The following is a 14,184-nucleotide window of genomic DNA, read 5'->3' as shown; positions in this document are numbered from 1 at the left end:
TCCCTTCAGCGGTGGCGGTGTGGAGAGTTGCTTGAGACTATCTGGCGCTATGACCACACCTTTGAGGTCCCTGCTTGATGCCTGAACGAAGCTCTGGACCTGGTGAGGCTGCTCAGCGTCGCCAGAGTTATCCCGCTGCTGCCAGCGAAGGACGCTCCCGCAACATGCGGGCGAACCGTCGGACCGACACCAAACCGGAGATTGCTCTCCGTAAGGAACTGCACCGTTTGGGTTACCGGTATCGCAAGGACTTTCCGATTGTCCTCGACGGGCTTCGTGTCCGGCCCGATATTGTTTTCACCGCTCGAAAGGTCGCGGTGTTCGTTGATGGCTGTTTTTGGCACGTATGCCCCGAACACGGACGGCAACCGGTCAGCAACGAGTGGTACTGGACGCCCAAGTTGCAGCGGAACATGGAACGGGATCGCATAGCGACCGACGCTCTTCATGATGCTGGATGGCAGGTAGTCCGCGTCTGGGAACACGTGCCGCTCGCCGAGGCGGTTTCGGCCGTCGAGAGCGCGATCTTCTAGGGCGAACACGCGTTCGAGCTTAAGCTGTGAAATGGATTCTGACCAGCAACGTTAGACGGTGTGTCTCGCCGTTGAGGCTGGTCCGGTACGTCCTAGTGCTGCAACCCACAAGATTGGCTTGGTAGATAGTCTCTCCAGGCCGGCAGGCTGATCACGCCTGGCGGGTTGCCCGGTGGAGGTGGCTCCATGGCTGGTCAGCCCGAGGTGTTCGTCCACGAGTGAGAACCCGGACAAGCCCAACGCAGGTGAAAATCACCAGATCAACACACGGCTGGGGTCCGGCTGTGCGGGGCCGGAGTTGTCCTGGCTTCGGTGCAGTGCCGGCCTGTGAGCGAGATCTCGGTGATGTTCGCCGTAGTCGAGACCTGCATGCGGGTGGTGATCTACATGGTCCAACGAGCGGGTTCGCGGTGTTGGACCCACAATGGAACGGTGGTTGGCCACATTCGGTCCGGCCACCCGTCGGTCTGGTCTGCTCTATCGCTCGTGCCGCTACGAGCGCGCTCGGGCAGCCGTTCACCACGTGGAGCCCTGACCAGGCTGCGACCTGGGTGAACACCAGCGGTTGATCGTGTCCGCAGAGGCCACCCGACGTGTCCTGCATAAGGCCAGGATCACCTGGCAGCGCACGAAAATGGCAGATCGGTCGGCGACCCGGGCTTCGCCGCGAAGATGGCCCGCACTGGCAAGACCGAGGCCAGGAACTGGCGCGTCGGCCACGGCGTCAAGCTGGTCTACACGACCAGCAACGCCTTGTGGCTGAACTGGAGATCGAGTGCGAGTTCGCGGCGCTGCGTTCCGCCAAGCTCAATGGCAGCAACGGCCCTTCCATCCTGCTCAGGAAGCCGCTGTAGCCCGGCTACGTCCGCTGGCGCAACTAGGAGCATTGCCGCCGAAGCCTCACTTCGCCGTCAGCTTAAAGATCCGCCGCCCGGATTATCTGCCCAATGTCGGGTAACCCGGTCCTAGCCCTCGACGATGCGACCCTCGATCACCGGGTGTTGTTGGGTTTGCTGGTGGGGTTGTTCTGGGACCACTTCGCTGTCGACCACCATTGCTGGGCTGCGTCGTTGGTTTGCGTGGCGGATGGCTCGCTTTTCGGCTCGTTTCAGCCATAGGCGGCGGGCCACGGCGCGGGTTGGGGGTAGCAGGAAGAGCAGGCCCAGTACGTCGCTGACGAAGCCGGGGATCATGATCAGCACGCCACCCACGGCGACCAGCATGCCGTCGGTCAGTTCCTTCTCCGGGGAGCGGCCGGACTGTGCCGTGGTGACGAAGGCGCGCATCGCCTTGCCGCCCTCTCGGCGGGCCAGCCAGGAGCCCACGAGCGCGCCCGCGATGAGCAGGCCGATCGTGGCGAGCACACCGACAGCCGAGCCGACCGCCCAGACGGCGGCGACCTCGGCGATGACGTAGAGCAGGAACGCGACAGCCATACCGGTACAACGCACGAGCCTTCCGTTTTGCTCCCGGACTGCTGTCAGTGCAGGTCAGCGAGGAGAGCGCGGACCTCTCGCGGGGTGCGGAGCAGCACTTGGCGGGCGGACGGGGCGTCCTCGGCGATGCGGTCCAGCAGGCGCGTCCGGCGCTCCGGCCACCCCCAGATCCAGCTCAGCAGTTCGGCGTCGACCTTCGAGATGCAGCCGGGAGCCTGGGTGTCCTGGCCGCGCTCCCGAACCTGCCGCGCGAGCACTCGGTACAGGCTGACCCGGCGTGGCGCGTCCAGGAAGAGCACCGTGTCGGCCAGCGGCAGGCGCAGGTCCATAGTGCGGCTGTAGTTGCCGTCGATCACCCAGCTCGGCGTGCGTGCGGCCGCCGCCACCGCGGAGCGGAACTCGTCCGGCGGCGCGGGCACCCAGCCGGGACGCCAGTACAGCTGGTCCAGGTGGGTGACCGGCAGATCGAGTACCGCGCCGATCCGCCGGGCCAAAGTCGACTTGCCGCTCCCGGAATTTCCGAAGATCGCGATGCGCCGCCCCACGCCGCGCAGCTTAGCGGCTGGTCATGGTTTTGTGGCGGGTCATGATGGTGATCGTGGGCCAGTTGATGAAGGTTTCGGAGTGCTCGGGGAGGCGTTCGTAGTCACGGACCGTGCGGCGGGCTTGGCTGCCCCAGGAAAGCGGCTGTTCCACGCAGTGTGGTGGGAGAACGGCGAAGCCGGTTTGCCCTGTGGTCCTTTTTGACGATCCACACGGTGATCTTGCGGGCGGTGCACGCCGTGGACGGGTCGGCGGTGCCGGCAAACCCCACTCGGCGTCGGTGGTGTCCAACGGACAGCGCCGGTTCGGGCCGATCGGTGATCGAGTACACCGCAGGCAGAGCCTCTGCTCGCGATGACCACGATCTGGTGTCAAGACCGTTGGCAACGAGGCCCATGCCCACCACCAGCAGCAAAGACAACCTTTCACAGCCGCCGAGCGTCAGACCGGAACGAAGTTCGCCGCGACCAGGCCGAGTAGCAGCAGGTCCGGGCCGCGCACCAGCTGCCGTAGCAGGCCGGCCGGGATCAGCACCCCCTCGTACAGGACCATGCCCATCGATCCGAAGTCGAGCGGGCCGCGCGTCACCGACCGGACCGCGGCCAGCGCCGCGACCAGCACTGCCACCGCCGCGCCCACCGAAGCCGGCAGGCCGAGCAGCACGATCACTCCCGCCCACATCAGCGCGAGGATGCACAGCAGACCGGTCGTCGTGGCGTGCAGCCGCAGGTCGGACGCGTCCAGCCAGCGGCGCAGGCCGGGCACCCGATGCAACTGCGCGACGGGTGCGGTGAACGGCAGCAGCGTCAGGTAACCGCCGAGGCCGAGGAGCCATCCAGACGTCACCGCGGGGAAAGTGGCGTGCGCCGCGAGTACCGAGAGTGCCAGGAACACCGGCAGGCCGAGCGCGTGCCGGCGGGCGAGAGTCCCGGTCACGACGTAACGGGTGACGACGAACCGGCCGGCGAGCGCGTTCCGCCACGGCACCGGACGGCCGGCCGGGAGCAACGCCCACACGTCCAGGAATGCCGCCGACGTCCGGCGCACCATGCGTTCGGTGAAGGCATGCACCAGTTCACCCCGTGACACGGTGCGGGCGGACGGCTCGGACCACGCCAGCGCCACCGCTGACACCGCGGTCACCACCGCGAACGTCCACAGTGGAACAAGCAGTGCCACGGCCAGTGCGAGCGGTAGCAGGCTTTCCCCGGGTATTCGCACGCGGCGGGCCATCGCCAGCGCCAGCCCGGCCACCGCGACGTACAGCACGAGTACCCCGCCCACGTCGGCAGGGAAGCCGATGAGCATCCCGGAGACCAGGAAGAAGTACGCAGCCACGGCGAAGCGGGTGGCCCAGCCGCGCAGCAGCCGCCGGGTGAGGGTTCGCGGTCGGTTCCCGTGGAAGTCCGCCCAGGTCAGCGTCGCGGGGTGGGTCCAGAGGTGACTGCGATGCAGCGTCGCCCGCCATGCCAGTGCGAGGCCGGTGCACAACACGATCACACTGCCCGCCGCGCTCACCGGCGCGTCGCCGATCAGCTGCGCGCGCACCAAGGCGGTGTTGTAGAACGGCGAGCCGAACACACCGACCGCAACCACGAGGGAAAGAACGACGTCGGCGCGCTTCATGGGATCGCCAGGTTCGTCGGAGCGTCCGAGCGGCTGCGCACCGAAGTGCGGTTCGAGACCATCACAACGCCACTACGTAGTCCGCCACCGTGTCCGTCAACGGAGTGTGGTGACTTGCCACGACGACTGCAGCGCCACGAGTCACGCTGGTGGTGATCAGTTCTTCCAGCCACTCGCGACCGTCGGCGTCCAGTGCGCGTTCGGGTTCGTCGAGAAGCAGCACGTCATGCGGGCGTGCGACCGCTGCGTGCAGCAGCAGCCGACGCCGCTGGCCTGCGGACAGTTCGGCGGCCGGGACATCCGGGGCCGGCACCGGACCCAGGTCGACCTCCGTGCCGAACGAGTGACTCAGCAGGTCGAGGTGCTGGCGCGGGGTCAGCTCGTCGAACAGCGCCGAATCGTCGAACACCACCGAGACCCGGCGGCGGAACCGGGCCGACCGCTCGTCCGGCTGCCCGCCACAGACGGAAACCGACCCCGAGGTCGGTGCCTGGCTGCCGTAGAGGCACCGCAGCAGGGTCGATTTGCCTGCCCCGTTGGCGCCGCTGACCACGAGGCATTCTCCCCCGCCGACGGCGAGTTCGAGGCCACTGAACAGCTCCGTCTCGCCGGCCGTGACGCCCAGGTCGTGAGTCCGGATGAGCACAACGTCCCCCGGTCGTTCCCACTCATGACTACGAAGTACGTCAACCGGCACCACGCTAGCACGCACGACCAGCGCGAACCCCCGCTGCGATGGGCTAGTGGGCTAGCTGCGCCAGCGTGTCGCGGATTGCCTGAACGACGGCGTCCGGCCTGAGCCAGGTGATGTCCGAGTGCCCGGCGTCGTCCAGACGGCGAATCTGGGCCTGGGGAAGCATCGCGACCAGGTCGGTGTACAGCCGGTGCTTGGTCTGGTTGGACTCGGCCGGCGAGGCGTGGGCTTCGGGCGGCACCAACTGCTCCGCGATCGTGTCGGTCCCCATGGCAGACACGAAGATCAGCGGCACGTCGGGATCGGGTCCGGCGTCGCGGACCTCGCCGAACAGCCGCGGCAGGTTCAGCGGCTCCCGCAGGGCCTGCCGGTAACCCCCGCGGCTGAACCCCCGGTCCAGCAGCGGTTCGCGGATCTCGGCGGGCCAACCGGCGAGCGACCGGCTGAACGCGGCCCGATATGCGGTCCGCATCGCATCCAGCCGCCCGGGCGGGAACAGATCGTCGGTGTTCGAGTCCGGAAGGCGCTGCGCCTTTTCCTCCGGCAGGTAGTCGACGATGTCCTCGTGCGTCGGGTCGAGCAGGACCAGTCCGGCGATCTCGCCGGCGAACCGCTTCGCGTAAAGCCGCGCGTACAAGCCGCCGAGCGAATGCCCGACCAGCACGTACGGGCCGGGCACAGCCGCGACGCGCAGCAGCTCGTGCAGGTCGTCGGTCACCTGCGTGCCGCTGCGAGGCAGGTCCACCGTGTCGCTCCAGCCGAGGCCCAGCCGGTCGTAGATCACGCTGGTGGTGAACTCTGCGACGAGGTTGTGCACGTTCCAGTAGTACACGCCAGACGCCCCGCCGCTGGCCATGAACACCACCGACGGATCGCCGGTGCCAGAGCGGTGCAACAGCATCGCTCCGCCGGAGACCTTGTAGCGCGTCCCCAGCGGGGCCGCGGCCGCTCTCGCGGTGTCTTCCGCCATGCCGTCGCACTCCTGTTATCGGGGATCCGGTCGATCTGCCAGGGCGGGCGGACCCGGTGAGTCACCCCTGGATACGTGGCTCCGTAAGGACAATATCGGCCCGGTTCTGGAGCCGCCGTGCGCAGGACTGTGCTCGCGACCGCCGGATCGGCGGCAGAGCTGCTCGGCTTCCTCACCGGTTGCACGAGCCGTCTGGGACGTGATCACGCAGAGGCCCTACGGCGGGGGCGCGGTGGTGTTTCGGCGGTGAAAGGCAGGCGGAGTGGGCACACGTCCGCGATTGCTGAATGTCCAGAGTTCGGCTGCGCTGGCGAGGTAGTAGCCGTCGGGGTCGGTGATGGCGGTGCGAATACCATGCGGGAACACCCGAGTCGGCTAACCGAGGTACGCCTGCGCCTGCAGGGTGAACAGCTCCGCGTAACCTGCCTCGGCGGTCATCAGCTCCTCGTGGGTGCCGTATTCGGCGACCTTGCCGTGGTCCAGCAACAGGATCCGCTCGGCTTGGCGGACGGTGGAGAAGCGGTGCGAGATGTACAGCGTGGTGCGGCCGCTGGCCAAGGTCGCCAGCCTGGCGAACAGCTCGTGCTCGGCCTGTGCGTCCAAAGCGGACGTCGGCTCGTCCAGGATCAGGATGGCGGCTTCTCGCTGGAACGCCCTTGCCAGTGCGATCTTCTGCCATTCGCCGCCGGACAGTGCCACGCCCCGATCGAACCAGCGGCCAAGCGGGCTGTCGTAACCGGCGGGTAGCCGGGAGATGCGCTCGTCGGCGCCGGCACGGCGGGCGGAGTCGACGATGTGCTCGCGATCGGTCAGCCGGTTCAGGTCGCCGAGGCCGATGTTCTCCGCAGCGGTGCCCTGGTAGGTCACGTAGTCCTGGAACATCGCGCTGATCCGGGTGCGCAGTTCGTCCGGGTCGTACTCGCGGATGTCCACGCCGTCCAGCAGGATCCGGCCCGCGGTCGGATCGTAGAGCCGGCACAGCAGCTTGAACAGCGTCGATTTGCCCGCGCCGTTGCGCCCGACCACGGCCACCGTCTCACCCGGCCGGATCTCGAAGCTCACGCCGTGCAGCGCCGGCTCGTCGGTCCCGGGGTAGCTGAAGCTCACCGACTCGAACCGGATGTGACCATCCACAGTGGACGGCAAAGGCCGGGGCCGGGCCGGCGCGACGATCTCCGGTTCGGTGTGCAGGAACCGGTAGAGCGTGTCCAGGTACAGGTTGTTCTCGTACATCCCGGAAAATGCTGTGAACAACCCGGAAACCGAAGTCTGCACCGAGGTCGCGGCCGCGGTGTACAGCGCGAGATCGCCGAGGGTCAGCTGACCGCCCACCGCCTGCAGTGCGATGTACAGTGCGATCGCCGAACCGGCGAACGTGCTGAGCAGACCCCAGGACGTGGCCGCGACGTTGCGGTTGACGGTCAGTTTCCGCTGCCGTTCGTAGGCAACCTGGCCCAGCTTCCGGAACCGGTCCACGAAGTACGGGCCGAGGCCGAAGAGCTTGGTCTCCTTGGCGTACTGGTCCGTGGTGACCAAAGAGGACAGGTAGTCCATCCGTCGCTTGATCGGCGACATCAGGAAGGTCAGCCAGAACGCGCGCGAGCCGTACCTCGACTGCGAGATGAACGCCGGGATCGGCGCGAGCAACGACACGAGCGCGAGCAGCGGGCTGATCGACACCAGTAACGCGATCATGCTGGCGAAGGTGATCGTGGTCCGGATCAGGCCCAGTGCGGAGGTCATCATCGACAACGGGCGGCTCGGCGCCTCCTGTGCGGCCTGGCGGAGCATGTCGTAGGACTCGGAGCCCTCGAAATACGCCAGGTGCAGCTTGCTCGCATGCGCCATCACCTGGTTCCGGATGGTCAGCGTCATCCGTTCCTGCAGCAGTGACTGCGTGATCGTGGTGATCGCACTGGTAATCGCGGTCGCTGCCAGCACCGCGAACTGGTACAGCGTGATCCGCACGATGTCGCCGGTGGATCCGCGGTGCTGGATCGCGGCGACCACCGAGTCGAGCAGGATCTTGGCGAGGTACGCGGTCACCGTCGGCAGTAGCCCGGACACGAGCGTGACCAGTGCGATCAGGATGGTCAGAGCCGGACTGGCCTGCCAGGTCAGCCTCGCCACCTTCGGCAGTCCGCGCACGGTGCCGACGATCGACGTGCGCATCCGCGCGAACCGTGACCGCAGGTCCTTCGGCTCCGGAGGTTGCGCCGCCTCCGGGATGTCGACCGGCCCGGTCAGCCCGCTGTCCGGTACCGACTGCGGTGGACGGCGACGGCCGCGCCTGCCGAAGAACAGCTCGGCGCCACCGCCGGGGATCACGCCTGCACCGCGCCGTGCAGGAAGACGTCGATCATCTCGGCCGCCCCCGCTGTCCCCGGCATCGGGCGGGCGTGCGCGAACAGCATGGTCAGAAACAGTGCGGAGGCCTTGTCCACCGGCAGCCGCAGTTGGTCTGCGTCCGGTTCGAACAGCCGCTCGATCGCGGCCTGCATCGCCTCGACCGAAGCACGCCTGCTGTCCCCGCTCGGCGCTTGCCGGTTGCGCACCTGCTCCGGCCGCTCACGTCCCTTGTGGACGGCGGCCATCACCGCGCCCATCCGCTGCAGGTGCGCGGTGAGGGCTTCGACCGCTTCCTGCAGCCGTCGCTCGAGTGGCTCCTCGCGGGGGATCTCCTCGATGATGTCCAATGCTTCCCCCGGGTCGAGCGCGGTGACCACGCACGCGTCGAACAGTTCGTCCTTGTCCTGGAAGGCGCGGAAAATGGTGCCCTCGCCGATGCCTGCGGCACGGGCGATCTGACTGGTGGTGACCGCGCGCCCGTGCTCGACGACCAGCGGCAGCACCGCCCGCACGATCATCTGGCGCCGGTCCTCGGGCGCCATCGCGGGGGCCCGTCGTTTCGTCTCGGCTGACATACCGGCCACCGTACGGAGTGAGTACTCACTCCGTCAAGTGGTGAGCTCGACGGACCCCCGCTCGGGGCTTACCGGGGTGCGATCGGGTTGCCGCCGAAGCGGCGCTGGGCCGGCACCGTCTCCCCGCGCATCACCAGCGAGTTCGCCTCGACCGAACTGTGCTCGCCCAGGTGCGTGTCGAACAGCGTGACGGTGTGCGGGCCGAGCGTCGAGCCGTCGTCGAGGTGCACCGAGCCGAGCCGAAGCACCCGGTCCTGGAACAGGTGCGTCTGCACGACACAGCCCCGGTTGATCACGGCGCCGTCGCCGAGGTGCACGAGATCCGGCTCCGGCAGCCACTTCGTCTCGCACACCACGCCGCGCCCGATGCGTGCTCCGTAGAGCCGCAGCAGTCCGTTGAACAACGGCGACCCGAGCATCGTCGCGCCGAACCAGCGCATGACCAATTCCTCGTGGTAGACCGCGACCAGTTCGTTGCGCCAGACGAAGGAGCTCCACAGTGGATGTTCACCACGCCGGACGCGGCCGTTGAGCACCCATTTCGCCGTGACCGACGCTGCCGCGGCGACCAGTGCGGCACCGATGAGGACAGCGCCGGACAACAGGAACATCGCCACGATGCCGAGGTTTTGGGACAAGAACTCGAGCACCGTGAAGACGCCGTAGCCGAGCACCGTGGTGATCGCGAGCGGCACCAGCCGGGTCAGCTCCACCAGTGTCCGGCGCAGCACCAGCGACCGTGACGGCGAGTACGTGCGTTCGGCGCCGGCGTTGGTGACCTGCCTCGGGATGGCCAGTGCAGGACGGCCCAGCCACGAGGTGCCTGCTTCGGAACGGCCGGGTGCCTGGGAAAGCACGCCGATCAGCGCTCCGGTCGGCACCGACCGGCCGGCTGCCACCTCCGCCGAATTGCCGACGAACGCGCGGTCGGCGACGTTCGCCCGGCCGAGCAGCATCCGGCCACCGGCCATCCGGTACGGCGCGAGGTGTGAGTCATCGGCGAGGAACGCGCCGGCGCCGACGGACATCAGCTGCGGCAGACCGACCACAGTGGACGCCTCGGTGCGACGGCCGATCCGCGCTCCGAGCAACCGTAGCCACGCCCCGGTGAAAAGGCTGGCGTAGAGCGGGAACGCGGTGTCGCGGACGCTGGTCATCGATCGCTGGACGAACCACGCCGCCCAGCCTTCCCTGCTGTACACCGGATGCACACCCGGCCGCAGCCGTCTGCCGACCAGCCGCACCAGCAGCGCAGTCGATCCGGCGGTCAGCACCAGGGTGACCAGGCCCAGCACCGGAATCACCCAGAACAGCCCGCTCACCGAGGAAAGGTCGAGCCAGGTGTAGGCCGCCGCGGACGGCAGGAAGGCGAGCAGGGTGAGCAGTCCGGTCAGCACCGGGGTGACGGCGTAGGCGAACCGCCAGCGCGCGGGCCGCGGTGCCGGTTCCTGGACGGGGGTGCCGCCCGCGACGGCCCCGGACACGGATTTGCCGGGTTCCACCACGCCGCCCGGGGCGACCACCGTGCCCGGCTGAAGTGTCGAACGGGCACCCACCGTTGCGTTCGCTCCTACCCGGACCGGTCCGATGTGGAGTGTGTCGCCATCGAGCCACCATCCGGAAAGATCGGCGGCAGGTTCCACCGAGCACCCGTCGTCGAACTTGCCGAGGCCGGTCACCGGCGGCAGGGTGTGCAAGTCGACGTCCTTGCCGACGGTGTTGCCGAGCAGGCGTGCGTAGCGCAGGTTCCACGGGGTTCCGGGCAGCCCGGCGACTCCGATCGTCGCGGCCAGCCGATCCGTTGTCCACAGTCGCAAATGGACCGAGCCGCCCTTGCGGTATCGCCCCGGCCGGACCCCGGCCAGCAGTGTCCGCGCACCGAGGGCGGCCAGCAGCACGCGTCCGGCGCTGGTCGTGGTGACCAGCAGGCCACCGGCCAGCGCGGTCCACGCCCACCAGGGAACGCTCGCGTCGCCGGTCAGTGCGTCGTACACCGCGGTGCCCGCCAGCACTGCGATCGCCCAGCGCACCCCGGGAATCCACAGCAACGCCACGGAGATCAGGCTCTGCAGGAAGCCCGCCCGGCGGGACAGCGGAGCGACCGGGGTGGTCGTGGCCGGCGTCGAGGGTGCGCTGCCGGCAAGACGTTCGGCCAACCCGAGTGGTGTCGGGTTGCGGTAGACATCGGTGATCGCCGCGGACGGAAACCGTTTTCGCAACAGCGAAATCAACTGCGCGGCGGCGAGGCTCGTGCCACCCTCGGCGAAGAAGTCCGTCGCCGGACCCGGAGTGCGGCCGAAGAGCTCACGCCAACGTGCGGCAATCCAGTCGAAGTCCGCCCGCAGTGCAGGGGCGACATCGGCGTCGTGCCCCTCCTCCGCCGCCGGTGGCGGCCACGGGAGTGCCTTGCGGTCCACCTTTCCCGCCGGGGTCAGCGGGAAGTCCGCAACGACGACCAGGGTGGGCACGAGCCCGTGCGGCAGTTGCCTGGCCAGCTGTGCCCTGGCGGCCGCCTGGTCGAACGGCCCGTTCACCAGCAGGTAGCCGACCAGCACCGTGCCGCCCCGCACCACCGCGGCGGCAGCGGACACCCCGGGCAGGGTGCGCAGCGCGGCCTCGACCTCGCCGAGTTCGATTCGCCTGCCGCCGATCTTCACCTGGTCGTCGGCGCGGCCGACGAACACGAGACCGGCCGGATCGGCGCGGACCAGGTCGCCGCTGCGGTAGCCACGAGCCCAGCCGAGACCGGGCATCGGCGGGTATGCGGCAGCGTCCTTTTCGCGGTCGAGGTAGCGGGCGAGGCCGACACCGCCGATCACCAGCTCCCCGGTCTCCCCCGGTGCCACCGGACGACCCTGAGCGTCCACGATGGACACTTGCCAGCCGGGCAGTGGATGGCCGATCCGCACCGGTTCCCCTGCGTGCAGGCGGGTTGCGGTGGACACCACGGTCGCCTCGGTCGGGCCGTAGGTGTTCCACACCTCACGCCTGCCGTCGTCGACGCGGGCGACCAGTTCGGCCGGGCAGGCTTCACCGCCGAAGATCAGCAGCCGGACCCCGTCGAGTGCTTCGGGAGCCCACAGTGCGGCGAGTGACGGAACCGTCGACACCACGGTGATCCCGTGCGTGGCCAGCCACGGCCCGAGGTCCGGACCCGACCGCACGACCGCGCGCGGTGCGGTGACGAGGCAGGCACCGTGCCGCCAGGCCAGCCACATTTCCTCGCACGAGGCGTCAAAGCCGACCGAAAGCCCGGCCAGCACGCGATCTCCGGGGCCGAGTGGACGGCCACCGCGCAGGAACAGGCCGGCCTCGGCGTCCACGAAAGCGGCGGCCGAGCGGTGGGTCACCGCGACGCCTTTCGGCTTTCCGGTCGAGCCGGAGGTGAAGATGATCCATGCGTCGTCACCGGGAAAGGGCGGCCGCCGGATCGGGTGTACGGGTGCGATGTCCGGGCGCAGCTGGAGGTTCTTCCCCAGCACGGCGCACACCCCGGCTTCCCGGAAGACCAGTTCGGCCCGTTCCGGTGCTTCGTCGAAGTCGACCGGAACATAGGCCGCACCGGCTGCGAGCACGGTCAGAATGCCGAGATACAGCTCGACCTGTCCGGACGGGCGGGAAATTCCGACCCGGTCACCCGGCCCGATACCGTGCGAACGGAGTCGGCGTGCCCCTTGGTCGACGCGGTCGGCCAGCGTCCGGTAGCTCAGCCTGCTGGTGCCGTCGTCGAGCGCGGGTGCGTTCGGGTGTCGTGCGATGGTCGCGGAGAGGATGTCGAGGAGGGTGCGGGCCGGTGGCGGTGGTTCCAGTCCCGGCGGGCGGATTTCAGGATGGGTGGAGGCGGGACTGCCCATGTGCGGAAACTCCCGAACTGCGTCGGTGATCGCTTACGTTTCCAACGTAAGATCGTTTCCTGTCCCGAATCTGACAGACCGCTGTGCCTCGGCTGTGCAGCGAAGCCGTTGTCCGGCGGTATTTTCACCCGCAGCACACATTTCGGCAGGCGGACCGGCTGCCCGCCTGCCGAAATGTGCTGGTCGCGTCAGTAGGTGATGGCGACGGCCGGATCGGCGAGCAGTGCACCGACGTCGGCGAGGAATTCCGAACCCTGCTGTCCGTCGATCACCCGGTGGTCGAAGCTCAGCGAGAGCTGCATCACCTTGCGGACTTGCAGCTGCCCGTCCACCACCCACGGGGTGTCGCGGATCGCCCCGACCGCGAGGATTGCCGACTCGCCCGGATTGATGATGGGCGTACCGGTGTCGACGCCGAAGACCCCGACGTTGCTGATCGTGAAGGTCCCGTTCAGCATGGCCGCCGGCGTGGTTTTACCCTCGCGTGCGGTGTCGGTGAGGTCGGTCAGCGCGAGGGCCAGCTCCTTGAGCGACATCGCGTCCGCGTCCCTGATCTTCGGCACCACGAGCCCACGCGGGGTCGCGGCGGCGATGCCGAGATGCACGTATTCCTTGTAGACGATCTCCTGTGCCGCTTCGTCCCACACCGCGTTGATGTCCGGAGTGCGCTGCACCGCCAGGCACACGGCTTTTGCCGCGAACGCGAGCGGCGTCAGCTTGACCCCGCCGAATTCCCTGGACTTCTTGAGCTTTTCGCGCAGTTCCATCATCGGCGTGACGTCGAGGGTGAGGAACTCGGTGACGTGCGGTGCGGTGTAGGCGCTGCGCACCATCGCCGCCGCGGTGGCCTTGCGGACACCCTTGATCGGCACGCGCCGCTCCCGCGTGGCCGGATCGTATCCGGTGTCCACAGTGGACTCCGCAGGGGCCGAGCCGTTGGCTGCCTGCTCGACGTCCGCCCTGGTGATCACACCGCCGTCCGCGCTGCCGGTGAGTGCGTACAGGTCCACGCCAAGGTCCTTGGCGAGCTTGCGGACCGGCGGCTTGGCCAGCGGCACGTACCCGCCGCGCGGCTTCTCCGAAGCGGGAGCCGGAGCAACGGCCGCCGGCGCGGCAGCAGCCACCGGAGCAGCCGCAGCCGGAGTCGGAGCGGCAGCCACCGGAGCGGCAGCCACCGGAGCAGCGGCAGCCGGTGCCGCGGGCACCGAACCCGTACGCGCCCGCCGTTTGGTCGCCACCGTCTTGGAGCCGTAGCCGACCAGCGGCTTCATCTCCTCCTCGGCGGGTTGCTCCGCAGTCGCAGCCGTGGCCGCAGCCGTGGCCGCAGCAGCCGGAGCAGCCTTGCCGTCCGGATCGACGTCCATGGTCAGGATCGGCGTGCCGACCTCCACCGTCTGCCCCGGTTCCACGTGCAGTTCGGTGACCACACCGGCCCACGGGATGGGCAGCTCGACGGCCGCTTTCGCGGTCTCGATCTCCACCACGATCTGGTTGACCGTGACCGGATCGCCCGGCTGCACGCGCCAGGCGAGGATGTCGGCCTCGGTCAGCCCCTCCGCCGTGTCGGACAGGGGGAATTGTTTGTATTCGGGCATATCGGAAGG

10 protein-coding genes are annotated in these 14,184 nt (G+C 68.5%); 1 reads left to right on the top strand and 9 read right to left on the bottom strand.

The features are described from left to right. The first annotated feature begins 77 nt into the window (after positions 1-77). The gene (locus ABD793_RS08150; RefSeq protein WP_344857136.1) at positions 78-533 is read left to right on the top strand and encodes a very short patch repair endonuclease; all 456 of its coding nucleotides are present in this window, start codon (positions 78-80) and stop codon (positions 531-533) included. 965 nt (positions 534-1,498) lie between these two features. On the opposite strand, the gene ABD793_RS08145 is transcribed toward ABD793_RS08150, so the two are convergent. The 9 genes from ABD793_RS08145 to ABD793_RS08105 all read right to left on the bottom strand — a co-directional run bounded on the left by ABD793_RS08145 (position 1,499) and on the right by ABD793_RS08105 (position 14,175). Beyond that, positions 1,499-1,969, bottom strand: a complete 471-nt coding sequence (locus ABD793_RS08145) for an FxsA family protein (protein WP_344857133.1) — start codon at positions 1,967-1,969, stop codon at positions 1,499-1,501. A 44-nt stretch (positions 1,970-2,013) separates the two neighbouring features. Beyond that, positions 2,014-2,514: a P-loop NTPase family protein gene (locus tag ABD793_RS08140; RefSeq protein ID WP_344857130.1), complete on the bottom strand. Its 501-nt coding sequence runs from the start codon at positions 2,512-2,514 to the stop codon at positions 2,014-2,016. 439 nt (positions 2,515-2,953) lie between these two features. Then, positions 2,954-4,138 carry a hypothetical protein gene (locus ABD793_RS08135; protein WP_344857127.1) on the bottom strand — a complete coding sequence of 395 codons (1,185 nt, stop codon included), beginning with the start codon at positions 4,136-4,138 and terminating at the stop codon, positions 2,954-2,956. 61 nt (positions 4,139-4,199) lie between these two features. Continuing rightward, positions 4,200-4,784, bottom strand: coding sequence for an ABC transporter ATP-binding protein (locus tag ABD793_RS08130; RefSeq protein ID WP_344857124.1), 585 nt, complete (start codon positions 4,782-4,784; stop codon positions 4,200-4,202). Positions 4,785-4,878: 94 nt separating this feature from the next. Then, positions 4,879-5,802, bottom strand: a complete 924-nt coding sequence (locus ABD793_RS08125; protein WP_344857120.1) for an alpha/beta fold hydrolase — start codon at positions 5,800-5,802, stop codon at positions 4,879-4,881. 375 nt (positions 5,803-6,177) lie between these two features. After that, entirely contained in the window at positions 6,178-8,106 is a 1,929-nt protein-coding gene (locus tag ABD793_RS08120) for an ABC transporter ATP-binding protein (RefSeq protein WP_344858071.1), read from the bottom strand. A 20-nt stretch (positions 8,107-8,126) separates the two neighbouring features. Continuing rightward, positions 8,127-8,726, bottom strand: coding sequence for a TetR/AcrR family transcriptional regulator (locus ABD793_RS08115; protein WP_344857116.1), 600 nt, complete (start codon positions 8,724-8,726; stop codon positions 8,127-8,129). A 68-nt stretch (positions 8,727-8,794) separates the two neighbouring features. Then, positions 8,795-12,580, bottom strand: a complete 3,786-nt coding sequence (locus ABD793_RS08110; RefSeq protein WP_344857113.1) for a Pls/PosA family non-ribosomal peptide synthetase — start codon at positions 12,578-12,580, stop codon at positions 8,795-8,797. Between the two features lie 188 nt (positions 12,581-12,768). Continuing rightward, on the bottom strand, positions 12,769-14,175 hold the full coding sequence (locus ABD793_RS08105; RefSeq protein ID WP_344857110.1) for a dihydrolipoamide acetyltransferase family protein: 1,407 nt from the start codon (positions 14,173-14,175) through the stop codon (positions 12,769-12,771). Positions 14,176-14,184 lie beyond the last annotated feature (9 nt).

The sequence above is a fragment of the Amycolatopsis ultiminotia genome, assembly GCF_039536925.1.
Classification (GTDB): Bacteria; Actinomycetota; Actinomycetes; order Mycobacteriales; family Pseudonocardiaceae; genus Amycolatopsis; species Amycolatopsis ultiminotia.
Note: the sequence above shows the minus strand (reverse complement) of the source record. Positions and strands in the feature narration are given on the sequence as shown.

What these genes read in the sequence shown, in the direction of transcription:
- ABD793_RS08150 (WP_344857136.1), top strand. Translation starts at nt 78, where the DNA reads ATGCCTGAACGAAGCTCTGGACCTGGTGAGGCTGCTCAGCGTCGCCAG.
- ABD793_RS08110 (WP_344857113.1), bottom strand. Translation starts at nt 12,580, where the DNA reads ATGGGCAGTCCCGCCTCCACCCATCCTGAAATCCGCCCGCCGGGACTG.
- ABD793_RS08145 (WP_344857133.1), bottom strand. Translation starts at nt 1,969, where the DNA reads ATGGCTGTCGCGTTCCTGCTCTACGTCATCGCCGAGGTCGCCGCCGTC.
- ABD793_RS08105 (WP_344857110.1), bottom strand. Translation starts at nt 14,175, where the DNA reads ATGCCCGAATACAAACAATTCCCCCTGTCCGACACGGCGGAGGGGCTG.
- ABD793_RS08125 (WP_344857120.1), bottom strand. Translation starts at nt 5,802, where the DNA reads ATGGCGGAAGACACCGCGAGAGCGGCCGCGGCCCCGCTGGGGACGCGC.
- ABD793_RS08135 (WP_344857127.1), bottom strand. Translation starts at nt 4,138, where the DNA reads ATGAAGCGCGCCGACGTCGTTCTTTCCCTCGTGGTTGCGGTCGGTGTG.
- ABD793_RS08115 (WP_344857116.1), bottom strand. Translation starts at nt 8,726, where the DNA reads ATGTCAGCCGAGACGAAACGACGGGCCCCCGCGATGGCGCCCGAGGAC.